The sequence below is a fragment of the Stutzerimonas balearica DSM 6083 genome, from assembly GCF_000818015.1.
GTDB classification, from domain to species: domain Bacteria; phylum Pseudomonadota; class Gammaproteobacteria; order Pseudomonadales; family Pseudomonadaceae; genus Stutzerimonas; species Stutzerimonas balearica.
The window spans coordinates 2,822,205-2,842,006 of sequence record NZ_CP007511.1 but is presented as its reverse complement, the minus strand read 5'-3'; the positions used below and the strand labels follow the sequence as shown (position 1 = coordinate 2,842,006).

Genomic DNA, 19,802 nt, shown 5'->3' with positions numbered 1-19,802 from the left:
GGTTGCTTCGGCTTGGCGCGTGAATCGGTGTGCCCGACAGGCGGCGGTGGCTGGCGTCGCCAGACGAAGGCGACGCACGCAAAGCGGCAAAGGGTAGCACGGAAGACGGGGGCGCTTTGCCCCTATCCGGGGCCCGCGGATCGCACGAGGTGGCGGTCGCCTGCCGCTGTTTCGAGTGCCATCCTGGTGTAGGGTATCGGGCCGACACATAGGTTGAGGGCACCATGGATATCACGGAGCTGGCACAACGGCTGGGCGACGAGCTGGCGCTGCGTGGTGCGCAGGTGACCACGGCCGAATCCTGTACCGGTGGTGGCATCGCCGAAGCGATCACGCGGATCGCCGGTAGCTCGGCCTGGTTCGAGGCAGGCTACATCACCTATTCGAATGCGCAGAAAACCAGCCAGCTGAACGTTCCGGCAGCGCTTTTCACAAGCGTCGGTGCGGTCAGCGACGAAGTCGTGCGCGCCATGGTGGCCGGGGCACAGGCCCGTAGTGGTGCACGCTATGCGGTCGCGGTCAGCGGCGTGGCGGGGCCAGGCGGAGGGTCGCCGAACAAGCCGGTTGGCACCGTGTGGATTGCCTGGGGCGACGACGAGCGGCAGTTCAGCTGGCGCTACCAGTTCGCCGGCGACCGCTGCGCCGTGCGCAGACAAACGGTCGAGGCGGCGCTGCAGGGGCTGATCGCGCTGGTCGTCGGAGAAAATCCCCAGCGGGGCTAGGCGAGTAAAACGGCCTATGCTCTAATACTGTCTACTTATACAGTTGTTCGTGGCCTTTGGCCCTCTTGATCAAGTGAGGAATTGAATGGACGAGAACAAGAAGCGTGCCTTGGCTGCGGCTCTGGGCCAGATCGAAAAGCAGTTCGGCAAGGGTGCGGTCATGCGCATGGGCGATCATGATCGCCAGGCCATTCCGGCTATTTCGACCGGCTCGCTCGGGCTCGATATCGCGCTGGGCATCGGCGGCTTGCCAAAAGGCCGTATCGTCGAGATCTACGGTCCCGAGTCGTCCGGTAAGACCACGCTGACCCTGTCCGTCATTGCTGAAGCCCAGAAGAAGGGCGCGACCTGCGCCTTCGTTGACGCCGAGCACGCGCTCGACCCCGACTATGCCGCCAAGCTGGGCGTCAATGTCGAGGACCTGCTGGTTTCTCAGCCGGATACGGGTGAGCAGGCGCTGGAAATCACCGACATGCTGGTGCGCTCCAATGCCGTCGACGTGATCATCGTCGACTCGGTTGCGGCGCTGGTGCCCAAGGCCGAGATCGAGGGCGAAATGGGTGACTCCCACGTCGGTTTGCAGGCGCGCCTGATGTCTCAGGCGCTGCGCAAGATCACCGGCAACATCAAGAACGCCAACTGTCTGGTCATCTTCATCAACCAGATCCGCATGAAGATCGGCGTGATGTTCGGCAGCCCCGAGACCACCACCGGTGGTAACGCACTGAAGTTCTATGCCTCGGTTCGTCTGGACATTCGCCGCACCGGTGCGGTGAAGGAGGGCGACGAGGTGGTTGGCAGCGAGACCCGCGTCAAGGTGGTGAAGAACAAGGTGGCGCCGCCGTTCCGCCAGGCCGAGTTCCAGATCCTGTACGGCAAGGGCATCTACCGCAGTGGCGAGGTCATCGACCTGGGCGTGCAGCAGGGCCTGGTCGAGAAATCCGGCGCCTGGTACAGCTATCAGGGCAGCAAGATCGGGCAGGGTAAAGCCAACGCGGCCAAGTTCCTCGAGGACAACCCGGCTGTAGGCGAAGAGATCGAGCGGCTGGTTCGTGAAAAGCTGCTGGTGGTCTCCTCGAACAGCAAGGCGGCGGCCGGTGCTGTGGCCGAGGATGATCTGGTCGAAGCCGACTACTGATCGCCATGCCGGTCATCCTGGATAGCCCCGCCGCCGTGCGGCGGGCTGCCATGGATCTGCTGGCTCGGCGCGAGCATGGGCGCGCCGAGCTGACCCGCAAGTTGCGCCAGCGCGGCGCACCCGCAGAACTCATCGAGGCGGCGCTCGAGCGTCTGGCGGACGAAGGCTTGCTGTCCGAGTCGCGCTACATCGAAAGCTTTATCCGGGGACGGGCCAGCAGCGGTTATGGCCCGCTACGGATCCGCGAAGAGCTGACGCAGCGCGGCCTGCCGCGTGGCGAAGTCGAGCAAGCCTTGCAGGCCTGCGGTTACGACTGGGGCGAGCAGCTCGAGGCGCTGTGGCAGCGTCGTTTCGGCGTGCTTCCGGGCGACCCGCGCGAGCGCGCCCGGCAAACAAGGTTCCTGGTCTACCGGGGCTATCCACTCGAGTTGATCGGGCGGCTGCTGCAGCGCGGCCGGCTCGACTGATTGGGCACTGATCAGCCCGGCACCGTTCGAAGATGCCTCACTTCGGGTTCCGTTACGACTGGCTGCTGCGTAGCGCTGCGCTGGTCTCGAATGGGTGTTCAGTCTTCCGTGGGTAGCGCGGCGGCCCAGCTTTCGGTTTCGTTGAGATAGTCGATCAGCTCGCGCAGGCGACCGTAATTGCGTCCGTTGAAAACGAAGCTGAGCCGGGGCAGGCGCTGCAGTTCAGGCTCGTCGAGCTCCAACGAGCAACAGGGTTGCTGCTCGAATTCGCCGCTTGTGCACAGATCGGCATAGGCCTCGTTGATGTGCTCCAGCGCCTCGTTGCTCAGTGCATGGTTCATGCGGATCACGAAGCGATCCTGCAGCCAGCGGCTGGAGTGGAAGTTGCGGTAGAAATTGGTGATCTCCCGCGTGGCCTGTTCCGCACTGTCGGCCAGCCGCATGAGCCGCAGGTCGCTCGGCAGGATGTAGCGGTTTTCTTCCAGCTGGTGCCGCATGAACTGCAGGGCATCGCGCCAATAGGTGCCGCCTGGCATGTCGAGCAGTACTACCGGAACCAGCGGGCTTTTGCCGGTCTGGATCAGGGTCAGGACTTCCAGCGCCTCGTCCAGCGTGCCGAAGCCGCCGGGGCAGAGCACCAGGCCGTCGGCCTCCTTGACGAAGAACAGCTTGCGCACGAAGAAGAAGTGAAACGACAGCAGGTTGTCGGTGCCATCCACCGTCGCGTTGGCGTGCTGCTCGAATGGCAAGGTGATATTCAGCCCCAGGCTGTTGTCGCGGCCGGCACCTTCGTGGGCGGCCGCCATGATGCCACCTCCCGCGCCGGTGATGACCATCATGTCGCAGCGCGCCAGGCGTTCGCCCAACTCGCGCGCGAGCCCATACAGCGGATGCTCCATCGGGGTGCGCGCCGACCCGAACACGGTGACCTTGCGGCGTCGCTTGAACTGCTCCAGGCGGCTGAATGCGTGCTCCATCTCACGCAGGGTCTGTAGCATGATCTTGGCGTCCCAGCGGTTGCGGTCCGCCTGTGCCATGCGCGTCACCGTGACAAACATTTCCCGGTACAGCGCCAGATTCGGGCTGGTTTCCGAGACGACCAGCGCGACCAGTTCATCGATCCGTTTCGCGAGATCGGCGCCGCCAGTCTTGAAGTGTCGGGACAGGTAATCGTCTGCTTCGAAGGGCATGTGCCATCCTCCATGTCTTGCGGCCGTCGCAGGGCCTGGACCGCGACGGCCAGATGGCTGTCAGAGGGCGATACGATCGCCAGGTTCCGGAATGTTCGCCTCCCAGCCCAGGCGATCGAGCAATACCTGCTGCAGGGTCTGCATCTTGTCTTGCTCGCCATGGACGAGATACAGCTCGGGGCGCTTGTCGAAGTGGCTGACCCACTCGACGAGCTGCGATTGCCCGGCATGGGCCGAGAACCCTCCCAGCGTGTGCACCTTGGCGTTGACGGCGATGCGCTGGTGCAGAAGCTTGACGCTGCGTGCCCCCTCGACGATGGCCCGGCCGAGAGTTCCGCGCGCCTGGAAGCCCGGAATCACCACGTGACACTCGTTGCGCCACAGGTTGTGTTTGAAGTGGTGCAGGATGCGTCCGCCGTTGCACATGCCGCTACCGGCGATAATGATCGCGCCGCTCTTGAAGCGGTTGATCGCCATGGATTCCTCGGGCGTCGGGGTCGCGCGCAGGATTGGCAGCCAGCGCTCGGCGTAGCGGCCGGTGCTGTCTGCGCCGAGGCTGCCGGCGATGCCGTTGAGGTCCAGCTGATCCTTGAAGTGTGAATAGATGGCGTTGGCGCCGATGGCCATCGGGCTGTCGAGAAACACGGCCTGCTGCGGCAGGCGGCCTTCGCGGTAGAACTTGCCCAGGTAGTAGATCAGATCCTGCGTACGGCCGACGGCGAACGACGGCATCAATACGTTGCCGCCGTCACGGTGCGCTTGCTGGAGGATGTCGGCCAGCTCCTCGAGCGTCGCTGCATGGCTGCGATGGTCGCGGTCGCCGTAGGTCGACTCCATCAGCACCACGTCGGCCTCGCGCAGCACGGCCGGCGCAAACATCAGTGGCGAGCAGGTATTGCCCAGGTCGCCCGAAAACACCAGGCGACGCGTCTGGCCGAGATCCTCGACATCGACCTGGACGATTGCCGAGCCCAGAATGTGGCCGGCATCGTGAAAGGTGGCGGTGACGCCGGGCGCGACCTCGATGGCGACGCCGTAGTCATGTGCCTCGCGACGACCAAGCATGCGCTCGGCATGCAGGCGCGTGTAGAGCGGCTGAATCAACGGCTTGCCGATCCGTGCCCGCCAGCGGTTTTCCCACTCGGCGTCCTTTTCCTGGATCTGCGCGGCGTCCAGCAGCATCAGTTCCAGCAGTTCGGCGGTCGCGGCAGTGCAATGAATGCGCCCGCGAAAGCCCTCGGCGACCAGGCGCGGCAGCAGACCCGAGTGATCGATATGGGCGTGCGATAGCACTACCGCGTCAATGCCCGCAGGATCGAAGGCGAAGGGCTGGCGATTGCTGTCTTCCTCTTTGCGTCGGCCTTGACGCATACCGCAATCGAGCAGAACCCTGGCACCGGCATGGGTCTCTATCAGATAGCAGGAACCGGTGACTTCCCGTACAGCACCTAGAAAACTGAGCAGCGCCATGGATGACTTCCTGTTCGGTAGGATGAGGCCAGCATGCCCGTCCTTGGCCCGGAAGGCCTTGATACACGTCAGCGAGCATCCGGCAGGTACTGGCTAGACTATCGCACAACCTCAAGCGACGGAGTGACCCATGAGCCAGCTATTGCCCAGCCTTGCAGAACTGGAACAACACGCCCAGGCGCAACCGGAGTTCGCCAGCTGGCGCCAGGGTTATGGGCCGTTCGAGCACAAGCTGGAGACCCAGGCGGCGGTGTTTCGGCTGGCGCACCAGCTGGTTCAGGCGGGGCATCAGGCGGACCTGGCCGCCGTCTACCGGCTGCTGCAGGCGATCGATCGAATCGCGAGCGCGGGCTTGTGGCTGGTGGTGCACATGACCTACGCCGAGCGCGTCCGGCTGGATGGTTCGGCGCTCGCCGCCGAAGACTTCAAGCCCCGGCCTGAAGGGCATACCGGGGGCGCGCTGAACATGGTGCCGGCCTACGCCGGTTATCTCGGCCTGAATGCGCTGACCGGCAAGACCCGTGCGTGGATGATGGGGCAGGGGCACTGCGTGGCAGCGATCGAGGCCCTCAATGTCCTGACCGATAACCTGCATCCGGAACAGGCGCAGGCCTACGGTGGCGGCGAGGAAGGGCTCAATCGCCTGCTGCAGGATTTCTATGGCTACCGTCTGGCCAGCGATGGCAGCCCGCTCGCGCCCTTGGGCAGCCACGTCAATCCGCATACCGCAGGTGGCATTGCCGAAGGCGGCTATCTCGGCTTCGCCGAACTGGAGTATGCGCACATGCCGCTGCCAGGCGAGACGCTGGTGGCGTTTCTCTCCGATGGGGCGGCCGAGGAACAGCGCGGTAGTGACTGGATTCCGCGCTGGTGGCGCGCCGAGGATTGCGGCGTGGCGCTGCCGGTGATGATCGCCAATGGACGGCGGATCGAGCAGCGTACGCAGCTGGGTACCCACGAAGGGCTGGAAGGCTTCCGTCAGCACCTGAGCCATTGCGGCTTTGACCCGATCCTGTTCGATGGCACCGACCCGGCCGCGTTCATCGCGACGCTCTGGGAGATGGAAATGCGCCTGAGCCATCGGGTCGATGAAAAACAGCGCGGCATCCTGCGCTATCCACTGCCGATCCCCTACGGCATCGCCCAGACGCAAAAGGGCTTCGGCTTCTACGGAGCGGGCAGCAATGCGGCGCACAACCTGCCGCTGCCGGCCAACCCGCGAGACGACGAGCAGGCCCGCCAGCTGTTCAATCAGCACAGCGCACAGCTGTTCGTTCCCCAAGACACATTGCAGGACGCCCTGGCCACCTTTGGCCAGCATCGTCGGGGGCGGCCGTTGGAGCGCGACAACCCTCTGGCGCTGCGTTGCCCGGCATCGCCCAGGTTGCCGACGCTGGCCTATCGCGACGATGCCTGTTCGCCGATGACGGCGGTCGATCGTTTCTTCGTCGATCTCACCGCAGCCAATCCGCAGCTGCGCCCGCGCGTCGGTAATCCGGACGAGCTGGCCAGCAACCGCCTGGGTGAAGTGCTCAAGGTGCTGAAGCACCGGGTCAACGAGCCGGAAAGCGACCTGGAAGCCATTGACGGGCGCATCATCACAGCGCTGAACGAAGAGGCCGTGGTATCGGCCTGCCTGGCCAACCAGGGTGGGTTGAACCTGGTCGCCAGTTACGAAGCCTTCTGCGTGAAAATGCTCGGCGCCGTGCGGCAGGCGATCATCTTTGCGCGACAGCAGAAAGAGGTCGGCCGACCTGCGGGCTGGCTGGGCTGGCCGCTGATCGCAACCTCGCACACCTGGGAGAATGGCAAGAACCAGCAGTCGCATCAGGACACGACCTTCTGCGAAGCGCTGCTCGGCGAGATGAGCGACATGGTTCGGGTGGTCTTTCCTGCTGACCACAACAGCGCGCTGGCCCTGCTGCCGAGTATCTATCAGGCACGCGGCACGCTCGCCTGCATGGTCATGCCCAAGCGGGAGAGGCCGCGCTATTTCGATGCGCAGCAGGCCGAGCAGCTCGCGCGCGATGGGGCCATTGTGGTCGAGGACTTCCCCGGTGAAGAAGCGTTGTTGCTGATTGCCAATGGCAGCTACCAGCTCGGCGAAATGCTGCGCGCCGCCGAGCGCCTGCGAGAAGCCGATTGTGCGTATCGCCTGGTCTATTTGCAGGAGCCGGGGCGCTTCCGCGCGCCGCGCGACCACTGGGAAGTGGAGGCACACATCGACGAAGCGGTCGCCGCGCGACTGTTCCCGGATCAGATGGAGATGCGCGTGTTGCTGACGCACATGCGGCCTGAGGTGGCGCGTGGCCACCTCTGGCCGATCCTGCCGGATGCGCGGCGCAGTTCGGTGCTCGGCTATCGCAATCGTGGCGGTACGCTGGATGAGTTCGGCATGCAGTTCGCCAACAGGGCCTGTTGGGCCAACGTGTTGGCGGCCTGTGCGCGTCTGCGCAACGTACCGCGCACTGCGCTGTTAACGCGCGAGGAGGCCGCTGCGCTGGCCGGCAAGGGCGACCCGGAGGCCTTGCGCTAGTGCGGGTGCTATCGGGCGACTAGAGACCGCAGTCTCCGGCATCGTAGCGTTCGCTGGTGATAGGCCGATCGCTCTGGTACTCGCTGAACTCGAAGCGCAGCGTCGCGCCCCGGCTGAGCAGCGCTCGCAGCCCATCGTTATTGCAGACGCTGGCCGCGAGCTGCTCGCGGACCTTCGCCGGGTTGTCGCGCATCTGCGCGGCATGGCGGGGCTGCACGCTCAGATGGTTCACGAGCGTGTGGCCATCGACCGAGTAACCCCGGTCGAGAATGTCTTCGTTGATGGCTCTCGGGGTGCCGACGCTGCTCTTGCGCGCGACGTCATCGAGCAGCTGGTCCAGCTGCTGCTCCTTGAGCGATGCGGCGCCGGCGAAGGCAGGCGCCAGGCCGAGCATCAGCACGGCGACTAGACGGTACATAGCGGTCTCCTGTGGCTTGCGCAGGTTCGACCGGCTGCGCGACGCGCCGTTCAACCGTAGCGCCACCCGGCCGCGGAGGCTGCTAGACTGCCGCGCCTTCGTACAGCCCAGAAATGCCGATGTCACACGCCGTTGCCCAACTTCGAGAGGAGCGCCTGGCGCGCAGCCTGAAACCCTTCGTGGCGCGCGGATCGCGCATGCCGCGCTGCGATCGTTGTCGTGTCGCGGCCACGCATTGCCTGTGCGCCTGGCAGCCAAGCGTGGAGACGCGCGCGGGGTTCTGTTTGCTCATGCATGATATCGAGCCGCTCAAACCAAGCAACACGGGTTGGCTGATCGCCGATGTCGTGCAACGCACCCATGCCTTCGGTTGGGATCGAACGGCAGTCGATGAACGATTGCTGGCGTTGCTGGCCGACCCGCAATGGCAGCCGGTTGTGGTGTTCCCGGGCGAATATGCCGAACCCTCGCGGGTCATCGACGAGGTGCCTGTGGCCTCGCAACGCCGGCCGCTGTTCGTGGTGCTCGATGCGACCTGGACCCAGGCGCGCAAGATGTTCCGCAAGAGTCCCTATCTCGACGGGTTGCCAGTGCTCGGCCTGCGTCCCGACCAGCTATCGCGGTATGGCCTGCGTCGCTCCTGCCGGGGTGAGCATTTGTGTACCGCTGAGGTGGCCGCACTCTGTCTCGAGCTGGCAGGTGAGCAGCAGGCGGCGACAGCGCTGGATGACTGGCTGGACCTGTTCAGCGAGCACTATCTGGCCGCCAAGCACCACCGGGCCCTGGACTGCAACGACGAACGCCATCGTCGCCTGGCCGCATTGCGCTGATTCACGCGGCGCTCGACGCTTTTACGGTGACGTTGCGTCGCTGCGGCCAGAGCTGTGCGATCAGCATGCCGGCGAACATCATTGCGCAGCCCAGATAGCCTCGCAGGCTGAGGCTCTCGCCCAGGATCAGCGCGCCGGCAATCGCGGCAAATACGGCTTCTAGCGAAAGAATGATGGCGGCGTGCGAGGCGATGGCATGCTTTTGCGCGACGACCTGTAGCGTATAACCGACCGCCACGGCGACCAGTCCACCATAGATCAATGCCGGGGCCGCCAGCCAGACGGCCTGCAGGGTCGTCGTTTCGAACGCGGCCGCGAGCATCAGGCTGACCACGGCGCAGGTGGCGAACTGCAGGAACGCCAGGCGGATGGCATCGTGCCGGCTGACGAAAAAGCCCACCAGCAGCACGTGGATGCCCCAGATGAACGCGCCGGCCAGTTGCAGCCAGTCCCCGGAAGCGACCTGAAAGTCTTCGCCGATGCTCAGCAGGGCCATGCCGACCACGGCGAGGATCGCACCCAGCCAGGTGCCCAGCCCGGTTCGATTGCCGACCACCAGGCCCAGCAGGGGGACGACGATCACGTACAGGCCGGTGATGAATCCGGAATTGGTGACGCTGGTGAACAGCAGGCCGACCTGCTGCAGGTTGATGCCAATGGTGAGCGCCAACCCCATGGCGAATCCGCCGAGCAGCACGCCCTTCTGCAGGAAAGGTTCGTAGCGCGCCTCGTGCCGTCCCCGCCAGATCACCAGGGGCAGCAAGGCAAGCGCGCCGAGGGCGAAACGCAGTCCGGTGAAGAGAAACGGTCCGATATTGTCCATTCCGATTCGCTGCGCAACGAACGCCGTTCCCCAGATCATTGCGGTGATCAGCATGAGGACGTCGGCGCGGAGGGCTTGGCTACGCATGATTGGCTCGCTTGGCGCAAAAAAAGCGCAGACTTTGCTACAAAGCGCTGCGCTTGACCACTTATTCCCGTGTCGGCATGCTTGCGCGGCTAGATTGTTGTAGCGGGCAATCGAAGCCGATATGTCGGACCACAGCGGTCATCGGCATATTTCCCGTTTACTCGGGAGGGCGCCGCCTCAGTTCGGTAAGCCGATCGGGTCGGTGATGAAGCGCCAATAAAAAATACAGGTCTGCCATGGCTGCTTATCAAATAATCATTGCCGATGATCATCCGCTGTTTCGTAGTGCGCTCCAGCAGGCGCTGACCATGGGGCTGGGGGAGAACGTCCGGCTCGTCGAAGCGGCCAGTATTGCCGAGCTGGAAACCTGCCTGACGCAAGGGAGCGACTGGGATCTTGTTCTGCTGGATCTGAACATGCCGGGCGCCTATGGCTTTTCCGGTCTGGTGCTGCTGCGTGGACAATATCCCCATCTGCCGGTCGTGATGATCTCCGCGCAGGAGGATGCCGCGGTGGTGGCCCGCTCGCGCGAGTTCGGTGCCAGCGGCTTCATCCCGAAGTCCAGTTCGCTCGAGACCATTCAAGAAGCTGTTCGCGCCGTGCTCGACGGCGATGTCTGGTGGCCGGCGAACATTCAGGAGGAGGCCGGCGTCAGTGCCGAAGCCAAGGCGGCGAGTGCAGGGCTGGCCAGCCTGACACCGCAACAATTCCGGGTTCTCACGATGGTCTGTGATGGCTTGCTGAACAAGCAGATCGCCTACGAGCTGAACGTTTCCGAGGCGACCATCAAGGCACACGTGACGGCCATCTTCCGCAAGCTCGGCGTTCGCACGCGCACTCAGGCCGCGTTGCTGCTGCAGCAGATGGGCTCCATTCCGACTGCCTGACCAAAAACGCCATCAGGCGATCGGCGGCAGGTCGATCTGGTCGCTTCGCTGGACGCCTTGCGTGAGTTGTTGGCACAGTTCGATGAACTCGCGCATCGCGGCCGTCTGGTACTTCTGTGAATGCCAGATGAAGTTGAACTGGCGGCTCAGATCGAGCTCTGGCGTGGCGACAGGCACCAGGCTGCCGCGCCGAAAGGCGTCGCGCAGCGCCAGGCGCGAGATACAGCCGATGCCCAGGCCGGACTCGACCGCGCGCTTGATCGCCTCGGTGTGCTCCAGCTCCAGCCGCACATTCAACCGGCCGGAAAGATGACGCATCGCATGATCGAACGTCAGCCGAGTCCCCGAACCCTGCTCACGAAGAATCCAGGCCTGCCGGGCAAGCTCGTCGAGCCCGACCGCATCGCGTCTGGCCAGGGGGTGCTGCGGCGCGCAGAACACGGTCAACTCGTCGGCGATCCAGGGTTGCACGATGAGTTCCGGCTGCTGGCAGCTGCCTTCGATCAGACCCAGATCAAGTTCGTGATGTGCGATCTGCTGCACGATGTGCGCGGTGTTGTGCACGCGCAGCTTCACCCGGCACTCGGGGTGGCGCTGCATGAAGCGCCCGATCAGCAGGGTGGCCAGGTAGTTGCCAATGGTCAGCGTGGCGCCGACCGCGAGTGAGCCGAAGCCGCTTTTCCCGTTGAGCAGGTCTTCGATTTCGCGCGCCTGGTCCAGCAGGGCGACCGCCTGGGGCAGCAATTGGTGTCCCAGCGAGTTGAGGCACAGCCGCTTTCCGGCGCGGTCGAACAGTCGGCAGCCTGACTGCCGCTCCAATTCCGCCAGCGATGTGCTGGTTGCCGATTGTGATAGCGACAGGCTGGCCGCGGCCCGGGACACGCTTTCCTGACGCGCCACTGCGGCGAAGACTTCGAGTTGTCTGAGTGTGAAATGCATATCTATATAACTGATAACTGATATCTTTAATATTTAATTAACAGATAAGTTGAGCATCTATACACTGCCGGTCCAAAGGGCACCAGGTGCCTGTTGGGTCTCAAGAGGAATAGGCAAGCATGAGCAATCTGAACGTTGAGCGTGTTCTCAGTGTGCATCATTGGAACGACACGTTGTTCAGCTTCAAGACCACGCGCAATCCCGGCCTGCGCTTCGAGAACGGCCAGTTCGTGATGATTGGGCTCGAGGTCGAAGGCCGGCCGCTGATGCGCGCCTACAGCATCGCCAGTCCGAACTACGAAGAACACCTCGAGTTCTTCAGCATCAAGGTGCCGGATGGTCCGCTGACCTCGCGTTTGCAGCATTTGCAGGAAGGCGACTCGCTGATGGTCAGCCGCAAGCCTACCGGCACGCTTATCCTTGGCGACCTGCTGCCGGGCAAGCACCTGTATCTGTTGAGCACCGGGACGGGCCTCGCTCCGTTCATGAGCGTCATCCAGGATCCGGAAACCTACGAGCGCTTCGAGAAAGTCGTACTGGTGCACGGCGTGCGCTACGTCAACGAGGTGGCCTACCGGGAGTTCATCACCGAGCTGTTGCCGCAGAACGAGTTCTTCGGTGACGCGGTGCGCGAGAAGCTTATCTATTACCCCACCGTCACCCGCGAGCCGTTCGAGAATCAGGGCCGGCTGACCGACCTGATGCGCAGTGGCAAGCTGTTCAGCGATATTGGCCTGCCGCCGATCAATCCGCAGGACGACCGCGCGATGATTTGCGGCAGCCCGAGCATGCTCGACGAAACCAGCGAAGTGCTCGACAGCTTCGGCTTGAAGGTTTCGCCTCGCATGGGCGAGCCTGGCGATTACCTGATCGAGCGGGCGTTCGTGGAAAAGTAGCGTCGACTCGGGTGCACACAGCGAGCGGCTTCGGCCGCTCGTTTCGTTTTCAGATAAAGGGCGCGCAGCACTTCTTGAATTTCTCCCCGCTCTCGCAAGGGCAGGGGTCGTTGCGGCCTGCCTTCAGCGGAACCGTCGGATCGATGAAGTACCAGCGGCCATTGCGCTGTGCGAACGCCGAGCGCTCGTGATGAGCGTGGTCCCCTTCGCCGTCGTGCCAGCGCGCGATAAAGCTCACCAGTGCATGCTCCGGCTTGCCGCCGAGCACGGTGCTCTGCTCGATTTCCAGCCCCAGCCAGATACTGTTTGCGCTCCATTGCCGCATGCTCTCGAGGTCGAGTGCCGCCTGCTGGACAGGCAGCGTTGTCGCCTTCAGATAGCCGATCAGGCCCAGCACGTAGGCGCTGTAGCGCGAACGCATCAGTCGCTCGGCGCTGGGCGCGGGCGTCCCGGCGTGATAGTGGCCACAGCACAATGCCAGCTCGTCTCCGCTGCCGCAGGGGCAACTGATCGACCCGGCTTGATCGCTTGCCTGCATGTTCACCACCAGTATTTGCCGAAGTTCTGCGGGTTGGCCCAGAACTTGGCGTTCAGCCAGTTTGGAACCTGCTTGTATTCGAACAGGTCGTAGCTCAGGAGTGTCAAGGTCTGTTCGTCGCGCTGAAAGCGCTGGCTGACTTGCAATGCCAATGCATAGAAGTCGGTCAGTTGCCAGTCGGCTACGGCGAGGTCGACCAGCACCGCCAGGCGATTGCTGTTCAGGTTGCGCAGGCCGCCAAGCAATTGGCGGCCGTTGTGCCTGGGCAGGTGCTCGAGGCAGTCCACCACGATGGCCATATCGTAACGTTGCGTGGCCATTTCAGTGGGAAGAGCGGGGGGCTCGCAGTGATCCACGCGAACCTCGGGGTGGCTGGCGGCGTAGGCTTCGATGGCAGGCTGGGCGCTGCGGCTGACCAGCAGGATTCGGTCGGGGCAGTGCTGTTCGAGCAGGGCCGCGAGGGCCTGCTGTGGTGTGGGGGGTTGATGTAGGGTCAATCCAGATTCCTCTCGCAGTGGCAAGAGACTAGCGCGCTTTGTTATGAGCACCTAGTCTGAATAAAACCGGGCCGCCGAGCGACCACGAGTGCGGCACCTGGAAGAACCCAAAGTGGAGATTTGATCGATGAGTACTTTACGGACAGCTGTACCCTTGATTGTCATGACTAGCGTTCTGGCCGGTTGTGCCGGTGTGCAGAAGCAGGACTGGCCCACCTGTGCCGCAGTCGGCGGTGTGAGCGGTGCGGCCCTTGGTGCTATCGAAAGCTCCACCTATGCCGGTTGGGGCGCATTGATCGGTGGCGGTGTCGCTGCAGCCTACTGCTGGGCCAACGGTACGGAAGAGCAGACCGTCGCCGTGGTCGAAACCGTCGAGCCGATGCCCGAGCCGACCGAGCCAGAGCCCGCGGCCGAGCCGGTCCGTGTTGAGCTGGACGTCAAGTTCGACTTCGACCGCGCGGTTGTGCGGCCCGAAAGCTACAACGACATCGAGAACCTGGCTGATTTCATGAAGCAGTATCAGCAGACCACCACGGTGCTCGAGGGTCACACCGACTCGGTGGGTACCGATGCCTACAACCAGCGGCTGTCGGAGCGTCGCGCGCAGGCCGTGCGTGAGGTGCTGGTCAACCAGTACGGAGTGGCCGGCAGCCGGGTTGATTCGGTCGGCTACGGTGAGTCCCGTCCGGTCGCCGACAACTCGACCGAGGAAGGCCGTGCAATCAACCGTCGCGTAGAAGCCGAAGTCGAGGCGCGTCCGGAGTAACGCGCAGCAGCCTCTTCCAAGCCGGGCCCAGTGCCCGGCTTTTCATTGCCTTCAAAACGACAGTCGGGTGCTGGCGATCACAACGGTAGCCAGGCCGAGCAACAGGTTGATGCCCACCAGGCGGCGAATCCGCGCGAGTACCTGGCCGCCATCGGCCCAGGCCTGGCTTTCGACCGCACGGTTGAGCGCCGGCAGAAGCAATAACTGGAGGCGCAGAAATATGGCCAGCATCGCCAGAAAGGCTCCTGCCATCAGATGCACATAGCGTGGCGCCGCTTCCATCGCCCCGAAACGCAGATGCCACAGCGCAACGCCGCTGAGCGCCAGGACTAGTAACGCGACCCAGACCCAGGCAAAGAACCGGCGCAATACCTCGCTCCACAGGCGCAGCCGCTCGGCTGGCTGTAGCGCACTGCCCGCAGCGGGGCGCAACACCATCCAGGCGAAAAACATCCCTCCGACCCAGATCACGGCGGCCAGGACATGGAGGGCATAGGGCAGGGCGACGAAAGGCATGGGAAATCTCCACTGGCGATCAGGGCGGGGCGCGTTATCATAGCCGCCCTGCGAAACACCTGAAAATATATACAGTCCCGCCCATGCTCAGCACCGAACTCAAGTCCCAGATCCAGGGCGCCTACAGTCGCTTCCTCGAGGCCAAGCAGCTCAAACCGCGCTATGGCCAGCGGCTGATGATCGCCGAGGTGACGAAGGTGCTGGGCACCATCCAGGCCGACGACGAGGGACGGCGCAGCAGCGAGCCGGCCGTGGTGGCCGTCGAGGCGGGTACGGGGACGGGCAAGACCGTGGCATACAGCATCTCGGCCATTCCCACGGCCAAGGCCGCCGGCAAGCGGCTGGTGATCGCCACGGCTACGGTGGCCCTGCAGGAGCAGATCGTTCACAAGGACTTGCCCGATCTGATGCGCAACAGCGGGCTGAACTTCAGCTTCGCACTGGCCAAGGGGCGTGGCCGCTACCTGTGCCTGTCACGCCTCGACCTGTTGCTTCAGGAGGGGCAGGCGCAAAACGCGACAGCTCAGTTGTTTCAGGAAGAGGGCTTCGCCATCGATGTCGATGAGCGCAGTCAGAAGCTGTACACCTCGATGATCGAGCGCCTGGCCGGCAATCGCTGGGATGGCGACCGGGACAGCTGGCCGGAGGAACTCGATGATGGCGACTGGGCGCGCCTGACCACCGACCACAGCCAATGCACCGGGCGGCATTGCCCGAACTTCCAGCAGTGCGCGTTCTACCGCGCCCGCGAGGGGATGACCAAGGTCGATGTCATCGTCACCAACCACGACATGGTGTTGGCCGACCTGGCGCTAGGTGGGGGCGCCGTGCTGCCCGATCCACGTGAGACCTTGTACGTCTTCGACGAAGGCCACCATCTGCCGGACAAGGCGATCGGCCATTTCGCCCACTTCACCCGTTTGCGCTCGACCGCCGATTGGCTGGCACAGATCGACAAGAACCTGACCAAGCTGCTCGCGCAGCATCCGTTGCCCGGTGAGTTGGGCCGTCTGGTCGAGGCGGTGCCGGAAATCGCTCGTGACCTGCGTGCACAGCAGCAGTTCATGTTCAGCGCCTGCGAGCAGGTCGCCGACTTCCGGGCCGGCGAGGACATGGAAGGGCGCGAACGGCCGCGGCATCGCTTCGTTGGGGGTGTCGTGCCCGAGCATCTGGTCGAACTCGGCAGTGAGCTGAAGAAAGGCTTCGCCAAGCTGACCGATCTGTTCACGCGCATCGCCGAAGTGCTCAAGGAGGCGATGGATGGTGAGGGTTCGACGGGGATTGCCAGTCACCAGGCCGAGGAATGGTATCCCCTGTTCGGGAGCCTGCTGACGCGCGCGCAAGGCAACTGGGACCTCTGGCTGGCATTCACCGCACAGGACGCCGAGGACAGTCCGCCGATGGCGCGTTGGCTGACGCTGGCCGAGGGCGGGGCGCTGTTCGATATCGAGGTCAACGCCAGCCCGATCCTCGCGGCCGAGACGTTGCGCCGCAATCTCTGGAACGTGGCCTATGGCGCGCTGGTTACTTCAGCGACGCTGACCGCGCTGAACAGCTTCGATCGCTACCGTATGCGCGCCGGCCTGCCGAAAGCCACGGTCACCGCCGTGGTGCCGAGCCCTTTCCATCATGCCGATGCCGGTGTGTTGCGCGTACCGGATTTGCGTGCCGATCCGCGTGACGCGGCAGCGCATACCGCCGCGATAGTCCGCGAGCTGCCGGCGCTGGTCGAAGGTTCGCGCGGTACGCTGGTGCTGTTTTCGTCACGCAAACAGATGCAGGACGTGTTCGATGGCCTTGAGCGCGACTGGCGTCGGCGTGTGCTGATCCAGGGCAACCTGTCCAAGCAGGAAACACTCAACAAGCACAAGGCGCGGGTCGATGGCGGCGAGCCGAGCGTGCTCTTCGGTCTGGCCAGTTTCGCCGAGGGGGTGGATCTGCCCGGGGCCTACTGCGAGCACGTGGTGATTGCCAAGATTCCCTTTGCCGTACCGGATGATCCGGTCGAGGCTGCGCTGGCCGAATGGATCGAGGCGCGCGGCGGTAATCCCTTCATGGAGATCGCCGTGCCCGACGCCTCGCTGCGATTGGTGCAGGCGTGTGGCCGGTTGCTGCGCACCGAGCAGGATAGGGGCACCATCACGCTGCTCGATCGCCGGGTGGTGACGCAGCGTTACGGCAAGGCCATTCTCAACGCGCTGCCACCTTTCCGCCGGGAAATCCAATAGTTCGCCCCAGACCTGGCCATTCGCCGGGCGAATGCGGCTTGCCTGGCTGGAATACGCTGGAACAGTGCCTGAAACCGATCGCCAGGAGGATCACGCGTGCAGATACAAGGCTATTTCGACCTGCGCTTCGAGGCTGTCCGGGACGGCTTCGCCGAACTCTTCTCCACAACCCAGACACGCGGCGCAGCGCTCTGTATCCAGGTCGGTGGCGAAACGGTTGTCGATCTCTGGGCCGGAGTGGCCGACAACGCCGGGGAACAGGCCTGGCAGGATGACACCTTGGTCAATCTGTTTTCTTGCACCAAGGCGTTCACCGCCGTTGCCGCACTGCAGCTGGTGGCCGAAGGCAAGTTGGAGCTTGATGCGCCTGTCGCCCGTTACTGGCCCGAGTTCGCTGCAGCCGGCAAGGCCGCTATCACGCTGCGCCAGTTGCTCTGTCATCGCGCGGGGTTGCCAGCCATCCGTCGGCCTTTGCCACCGGAGGCGCTGTACGACTGGGCGGCAATGACGGCTGCGCTCGCTGAGCAGGCGCCTTGGTGGACGCCGGGAACGGATCAAGGTTATGCGGCCATCACCTACGGCTGGCTGGTTGGCGAGCTGCTGCGAAGGGTGGATGGACGCGAACCGGGCGCCTCGATCGTTTCGCGCGCCGCCACCCCGTTAGGGCTGGACTTCCACGTTGGCCTCGATGATCGCGAGTTTCATCGAGTGGCTTACCTGACCCGTGCGAAGAACGAATTCGGCGATGCGGCGGCGCAGCGGCTGTTCCGCGCGACGCTGGGCGAGCCGGAGTCCATCAGTGCGTTGGCCTTTACCAATCCGCCATCGATCATGACCAGCGGCAACAAGTCCGAATGGCGACGTATGGCTCAGCCTGCTGCCAATGGCCATGGTCATGCGCGGTCGCTGGCTGGTTTTTATGCCGGTCTGTTGGACGGGCGCCTGCTGGACGGCGCGCTGGTCGACGAGATGACCCGCGAGCACAGCTTGGGCGTCGATCGGACGCTGCTCGCGCAGACGCGCTTCGGCCTCGGTTGCTGGCTCGACCAGCCGGCGGTGAGCAACGCCACCTTTGGTGCGGGCCCGCGTGCGTTCGGGCACCCGGGTGCCGGCGGCAGTGTCGGCTTCGCCGACCCTGAGCGTGAGCTTGCTTTCGGCTTCGTCACCAATACACTCGGCCCCTACGTGCTGATGGATCCTCGGGCACAGGCGCTGGCGCGATGCGCGACGGCCTGCCTGGCTTGAACCGCTCGTCACTTTGAAACGTGGATGCTTTGCAGAAGAGGCACTTGCGTCCACAATTTGAACACCTGTCTGAACACCTGCGGTGGCTGCTCCAGTTGCCGCACCAAGCCTGATGGAAGCGTCCATGATTCTGCCGAAAAGCGCTGCTGCCCTGATCGTCTTGCTGGCCCTTGCCGGCTGCAGTTCGAATGAAGAGAAGCCCGCAGAAACAGCGGCTGCTCCGGCTACCGTCAAGGTCGATGCGGCATGGATGGATGCGTACGAGGCGCGCCTGCGCGATGCGCTGAAGGACAGTCGCTTCGAGGTGGAACGTCGCGACGAGGTGTTGGTGGTTACCGCGCCGGTCGATTCGTCATTCAATCCGGATCGCCCGGGGATGTTGCTGCCGGTCACGCTCGGCCCGATCAGCCGAGTAGCCAAGCTGGTTGAGGATGACGAGAAGACCGCGGTGATGGTGCTTGGTCATGCCGACAGTACCGGCTCCCAGGACATCAACCGAACCATCAGTCGTGACCGGGCCAGCGCCGTTGCGGCGATCTTCCGCCTGAGCGGGCTGAAGCATGACCGGCTGCGCATACGCGGGCTGGGTTCGGACATGCCTCGCGCTGCGAACGATAGCCAGGAAGGACGTGCGCTGAATCGGCGGGTCGAGATGGTGCTCGCGCCCCAGGCCAGTATGCTCGCGCTGCTGGCACGCTACAGTCTGCCGGCGCCGGCTGCTCAGGTGGCGGTCGCGAAGGTCGACGACAAGGCTGCGAAAAAGGACTGAGCGCCTTGGTGGATCGCTCAAAACGAAACGGGCCCGTGCAGGGCCCGTTTCGTTTTGCCTTGAATCAAGCGCGAGGCCGCCTGCTGCGGATAAGCTAGGCAGCCCTAATCGTGGCAAGAGGCCTTCGGAGCAGCGCGCTGTGCTGCGCCGGTCGGCACCGTACAAGGAGCATTCGATGATCAAGTCCCTGGCCGATATGCGCCGTGACTACACCCGTGACGGGCTGAGCGAGGCCAATGCGCCGCAGGACCCGTTCGTGCTGTTCCATCAGTGGTTCGAGCAGGCCGTGCAGACCGAGCAAGCGCCGGTCGAACCTAACGCCATGTCCTTCGCCACCGTCGACGAGCAGGGGCGGCCGCACTGTCGCGTGCTGCTGCTGAAGGCGCTGGACGAGCGCGGTTTTACCTTCTTCACCAACTACGACAGTGCCAAGGGCGCTCAGTTGGCGCACAGTCCGTTTGCGGCGATGACGTTCTTCTGGCCTGCCCTCGAACGGCAGGTCCGTATCGAAGGCCGCGTCGAAAAGGTCTCGGCTGAGGAGTCCGATGCCTATTTCCACGTTCGGCCGTTGGGCAGCCGGCTTGGTGCCTGGGCTTCACCGCAGAGTCAGGTCATTCGCGATCGTGCGGAGCTCGAGCGGCTGTTGGCCGAAACCGAGCAGCGCTTTCTCGACAAGGCTCCGCACTGCCCGCCGCACTGGGGCGGCTACCGCTTGCTGCCCGAGCGCATGGAATTCTGGCAGGGCCGGGCCAGCCGTCTGCATGACCGCCTCGACTACCGCCTCGAGGCTGGCGGTTGGGACCGCCAGCGATTGGCCCCCTGATTTCTTCCGGGCCCGCG

20 protein-coding genes are annotated in these 19,802 nt (G+C 64.0%); 12 read left to right on the top strand and 8 right to left on the bottom strand.

Annotated elements, in window-relative coordinates; translation table 11 throughout:
* The first annotated feature begins 224 nt into the window (after nucleotides 1–224).
* From CL52_RS12930 to recX, 3 genes are all read left to right on the top strand, one after another.
* Nucleotides 225–722 (top strand): CinA family protein, encoded by a 498-nt coding sequence (locus tag CL52_RS12930; protein WP_043221104.1) that lies wholly within the window; start codon nucleotides 225–227, stop codon nucleotides 720–722.
* Nucleotides 723–807: 85 nt separating this feature from the next.
* Nucleotides 808–1,860: a recombinase RecA gene (recA, locus tag CL52_RS12925; protein ID WP_041104415.1), complete on the top strand. Its 1,053-nt coding sequence runs from the start codon at nucleotides 808–810 to the stop codon at nucleotides 1,858–1,860.
* A 5-nt stretch (nucleotides 1,861–1,865) separates the two neighbouring features.
* Entirely contained in the window at nucleotides 1,866–2,327 is a 462-nt protein-coding gene (recX, locus tag CL52_RS12920; RefSeq protein WP_043221101.1) for a recombination regulator RecX, read from the top strand.
* 98 nt (nucleotides 2,328–2,425) lie between these two features.
* Here recX and CL52_RS12915 read toward each other — a convergent pair whose 3' ends face one another.
* Nucleotides 2,426–3,517 (bottom strand): LOG family protein, encoded by a 1,092-nt coding sequence (locus CL52_RS12915; RefSeq protein ID WP_043221099.1) that lies wholly within the window; start codon nucleotides 3,515–3,517, stop codon nucleotides 2,426–2,428.
* 60 nt (nucleotides 3,518–3,577) lie between these two features.
* Entirely contained in the window at nucleotides 3,578–4,987 is a 1,410-nt protein-coding gene (locus CL52_RS12910; RefSeq protein ID WP_043221097.1) for an MBL fold metallo-hydrolase RNA specificity domain-containing protein, read from the bottom strand.
* A 130-nt stretch (nucleotides 4,988–5,117) separates the two neighbouring features.
* Here CL52_RS12910 and CL52_RS12905 point away from each other — a divergent pair, with 130 nt between their 5' ends.
* Nucleotides 5,118–7,523 carry a phosphoketolase family protein gene (locus tag CL52_RS12905; protein ID WP_041104422.1) on the top strand — a complete coding sequence of 802 codons (2,406 nt, stop codon included), beginning with the start codon at nucleotides 5,118–5,120 and terminating at the stop codon, nucleotides 7,521–7,523.
* 19 nt (nucleotides 7,524–7,542) lie between these two features.
* Here CL52_RS12905 and CL52_RS12900 read toward each other — a convergent pair whose 3' ends face one another.
* Nucleotides 7,543–7,941, bottom strand: a complete 399-nt coding sequence (locus CL52_RS12900; protein ID WP_082041989.1) for a quorum-sensing-regulated virulence factor family protein — start codon at nucleotides 7,939–7,941, stop codon at nucleotides 7,543–7,545.
* Between the two features lie 119 nt (nucleotides 7,942–8,060).
* Between CL52_RS12900 and CL52_RS12895 the strand changes: the two genes are divergently transcribed.
* Nucleotides 8,061–8,771, top strand: a complete 711-nt coding sequence (locus CL52_RS12895) for a tRNA-uridine aminocarboxypropyltransferase (RefSeq protein WP_041104425.1) — start codon at nucleotides 8,061–8,063, stop codon at nucleotides 8,769–8,771.
* Between the two features lies 1 nt (nucleotide 8,772).
* On the opposite strand, the gene CL52_RS12890 is transcribed toward CL52_RS12895, so the two are convergent.
* Nucleotides 8,773–9,681 carry a DMT family transporter gene (locus CL52_RS12890; RefSeq protein ID WP_043221090.1) on the bottom strand — a complete coding sequence of 303 codons (909 nt, stop codon included), beginning with the start codon at nucleotides 9,679–9,681 and terminating at the stop codon, nucleotides 8,773–8,775.
* A 236-nt stretch (nucleotides 9,682–9,917) separates the two neighbouring features.
* On the opposite strand from CL52_RS12890, the gene erdR reads away from it, so the two are divergent.
* Complete coding sequence (gene erdR, locus CL52_RS12885) at nucleotides 9,918–10,568, top strand: response regulator transcription factor ErdR (protein WP_041104429.1); 651 nt, start codon at nucleotides 9,918–9,920, stop codon at nucleotides 10,566–10,568.
* A gap of 12 nt (nucleotides 10,569–10,580) precedes the next feature.
* On the opposite strand, the gene CL52_RS12880 is transcribed toward erdR, so the two are convergent.
* Nucleotides 10,581–11,507, bottom strand: coding sequence for a LysR family transcriptional regulator (locus CL52_RS12880; protein WP_043221088.1), 927 nt, complete (start codon nucleotides 11,505–11,507; stop codon nucleotides 10,581–10,583).
* A gap of 119 nt (nucleotides 11,508–11,626) precedes the next feature.
* Here CL52_RS12880 and fpr point away from each other — a divergent pair, with 119 nt between their 5' ends.
* A complete protein-coding gene (fpr, locus tag CL52_RS12875) occupies nucleotides 11,627–12,403 on the top strand; it encodes a ferredoxin-NADP reductase (RefSeq protein WP_041104433.1) in 777 nt (258 codons plus the stop codon).
* A gap of 49 nt (nucleotides 12,404–12,452) precedes the next feature.
* Here the strand turns inward: fpr and CL52_RS12870 are convergent, their stop codons facing one another.
* Together CL52_RS12870 and CL52_RS12865 are read right to left on the bottom strand one after the other, a co-directional pair.
* Complete coding sequence (locus tag CL52_RS12870; protein WP_043221086.1) at nucleotides 12,453–12,941, bottom strand: YchJ family protein; 489 nt, start codon at nucleotides 12,939–12,941, stop codon at nucleotides 12,453–12,455.
* 2 nt (nucleotides 12,942–12,943) lie between these two features.
* Entirely contained in the window at nucleotides 12,944–13,438 is a 495-nt protein-coding gene (locus tag CL52_RS12865; RefSeq protein ID WP_043221084.1) for a DUF6231 family protein, read from the bottom strand.
* A 127-nt stretch (nucleotides 13,439–13,565) separates the two neighbouring features.
* On the opposite strand from CL52_RS12865, the gene CL52_RS21635 reads away from it, so the two are divergent.
* Nucleotides 13,566–14,204, top strand: a complete 639-nt coding sequence (locus CL52_RS21635) for an OmpA family protein (RefSeq protein ID WP_479685647.1) — start codon at nucleotides 13,566–13,568, stop codon at nucleotides 14,202–14,204.
* Between the two features lie 51 nt (nucleotides 14,205–14,255).
* Here the strand turns inward: CL52_RS21635 and CL52_RS12855 are convergent, their stop codons facing one another.
* Nucleotides 14,256–14,720 carry a CopD family protein gene (locus tag CL52_RS12855; protein ID WP_041104440.1) on the bottom strand — a complete coding sequence of 155 codons (465 nt, stop codon included), beginning with the start codon at nucleotides 14,718–14,720 and terminating at the stop codon, nucleotides 14,256–14,258.
* Between the two features lie 83 nt (nucleotides 14,721–14,803).
* Between CL52_RS12855 and dinG the strand changes: the two genes are divergently transcribed.
* From dinG to pdxH, 4 genes are all read left to right on the top strand, one after another.
* Nucleotides 14,804–16,948 (top strand): ATP-dependent DNA helicase DinG, encoded by a 2,145-nt coding sequence (gene dinG / locus CL52_RS12850; RefSeq protein ID WP_043221080.1) that lies wholly within the window; start codon nucleotides 14,804–14,806, stop codon nucleotides 16,946–16,948.
* 96 nt (nucleotides 16,949–17,044) lie between these two features.
* The gene (locus tag CL52_RS12845; protein ID WP_043221076.1) at nucleotides 17,045–18,193 is read left to right on the top strand and encodes an EstA family serine hydrolase; all 1,149 of its coding nucleotides are present in this window, start codon (nucleotides 17,045–17,047) and stop codon (nucleotides 18,191–18,193) included.
* Nucleotides 18,194–18,317: 124 nt separating this feature from the next.
* The gene (locus tag CL52_RS12840) at nucleotides 18,318–18,962 is read left to right on the top strand and encodes an OmpA family protein (RefSeq protein ID WP_041104446.1); all 645 of its coding nucleotides are present in this window, start codon (nucleotides 18,318–18,320) and stop codon (nucleotides 18,960–18,962) included.
* A 175-nt stretch (nucleotides 18,963–19,137) separates the two neighbouring features.
* Nucleotides 19,138–19,785, top strand: coding sequence for a pyridoxamine 5'-phosphate oxidase (pdxH, locus tag CL52_RS12835; RefSeq protein ID WP_041104448.1), 648 nt, complete (start codon nucleotides 19,138–19,140; stop codon nucleotides 19,783–19,785).
* Nucleotides 19,786–19,802: the final 17 nt, after the last annotated feature.

Coding starts and splice junctions, on each gene's coding strand:
- CL52_RS12915 (WP_043221099.1), bottom strand. CDS start 3,517: ATGCCCTTCGAAGCAGACGATTACCTGTCCCGACACTTCAAGACTGGC.
- dinG (WP_043221080.1), top strand. CDS start 14,804: ATGCTCAGCACCGAACTCAAGTCCCAGATCCAGGGCGCCTACAGTCGC.
- CL52_RS12890 (WP_043221090.1), bottom strand. CDS start 9,681: ATGCGTAGCCAAGCCCTCCGCGCCGACGTCCTCATGCTGATCACCGCA.
- CL52_RS12870 (WP_043221086.1), bottom strand. CDS start 12,941: ATGCAGGCAAGCGATCAAGCCGGGTCGATCAGTTGCCCCTGCGGCAGC.
- erdR (WP_041104429.1), top strand. CDS start 9,918: ATGGCTGCTTATCAAATAATCATTGCCGATGATCATCCGCTGTTTCGT.
- recA (WP_041104415.1), top strand. CDS start 808: ATGGACGAGAACAAGAAGCGTGCCTTGGCTGCGGCTCTGGGCCAGATC.
- CL52_RS12900 (WP_082041989.1), bottom strand. CDS start 7,941: ATGTACCGTCTAGTCGCCGTGCTGATGCTCGGCCTGGCGCCTGCCTTC.
- CL52_RS12905 (WP_041104422.1), top strand. CDS start 5,118: ATGAGCCAGCTATTGCCCAGCCTTGCAGAACTGGAACAACACGCCCAG.
- CL52_RS21635 (WP_479685647.1), top strand. CDS start 13,566: ATGAGTACTTTACGGACAGCTGTACCCTTGATTGTCATGACTAGCGTT.
- CL52_RS12840 (WP_041104446.1), top strand. CDS start 18,318: ATGATTCTGCCGAAAAGCGCTGCTGCCCTGATCGTCTTGCTGGCCCTT.
- recX (WP_043221101.1), top strand. CDS start 1,866: ATGCCGGTCATCCTGGATAGCCCCGCCGCCGTGCGGCGGGCTGCCATG.
- fpr (WP_041104433.1), top strand. CDS start 11,627: ATGAGCAATCTGAACGTTGAGCGTGTTCTCAGTGTGCATCATTGGAAC.
- CL52_RS12910 (WP_043221097.1), bottom strand. CDS start 4,987: ATGGCGCTGCTCAGTTTTCTAGGTGCTGTACGGGAAGTCACCGGTTCC.
- CL52_RS12855 (WP_041104440.1), bottom strand. CDS start 14,720: ATGCCTTTCGTCGCCCTGCCCTATGCCCTCCATGTCCTGGCCGCCGTG.
- CL52_RS12880 (WP_043221088.1), bottom strand. CDS start 11,507: ATGCATTTCACACTCAGACAACTCGAAGTCTTCGCCGCAGTGGCGCGT.
- CL52_RS12895 (WP_041104425.1), top strand. CDS start 8,061: ATGTCACACGCCGTTGCCCAACTTCGAGAGGAGCGCCTGGCGCGCAGC.
- CL52_RS12930 (WP_043221104.1), top strand. CDS start 225: ATGGATATCACGGAGCTGGCACAACGGCTGGGCGACGAGCTGGCGCTG.
- pdxH (WP_041104448.1), top strand. CDS start 19,138: ATGATCAAGTCCCTGGCCGATATGCGCCGTGACTACACCCGTGACGGG.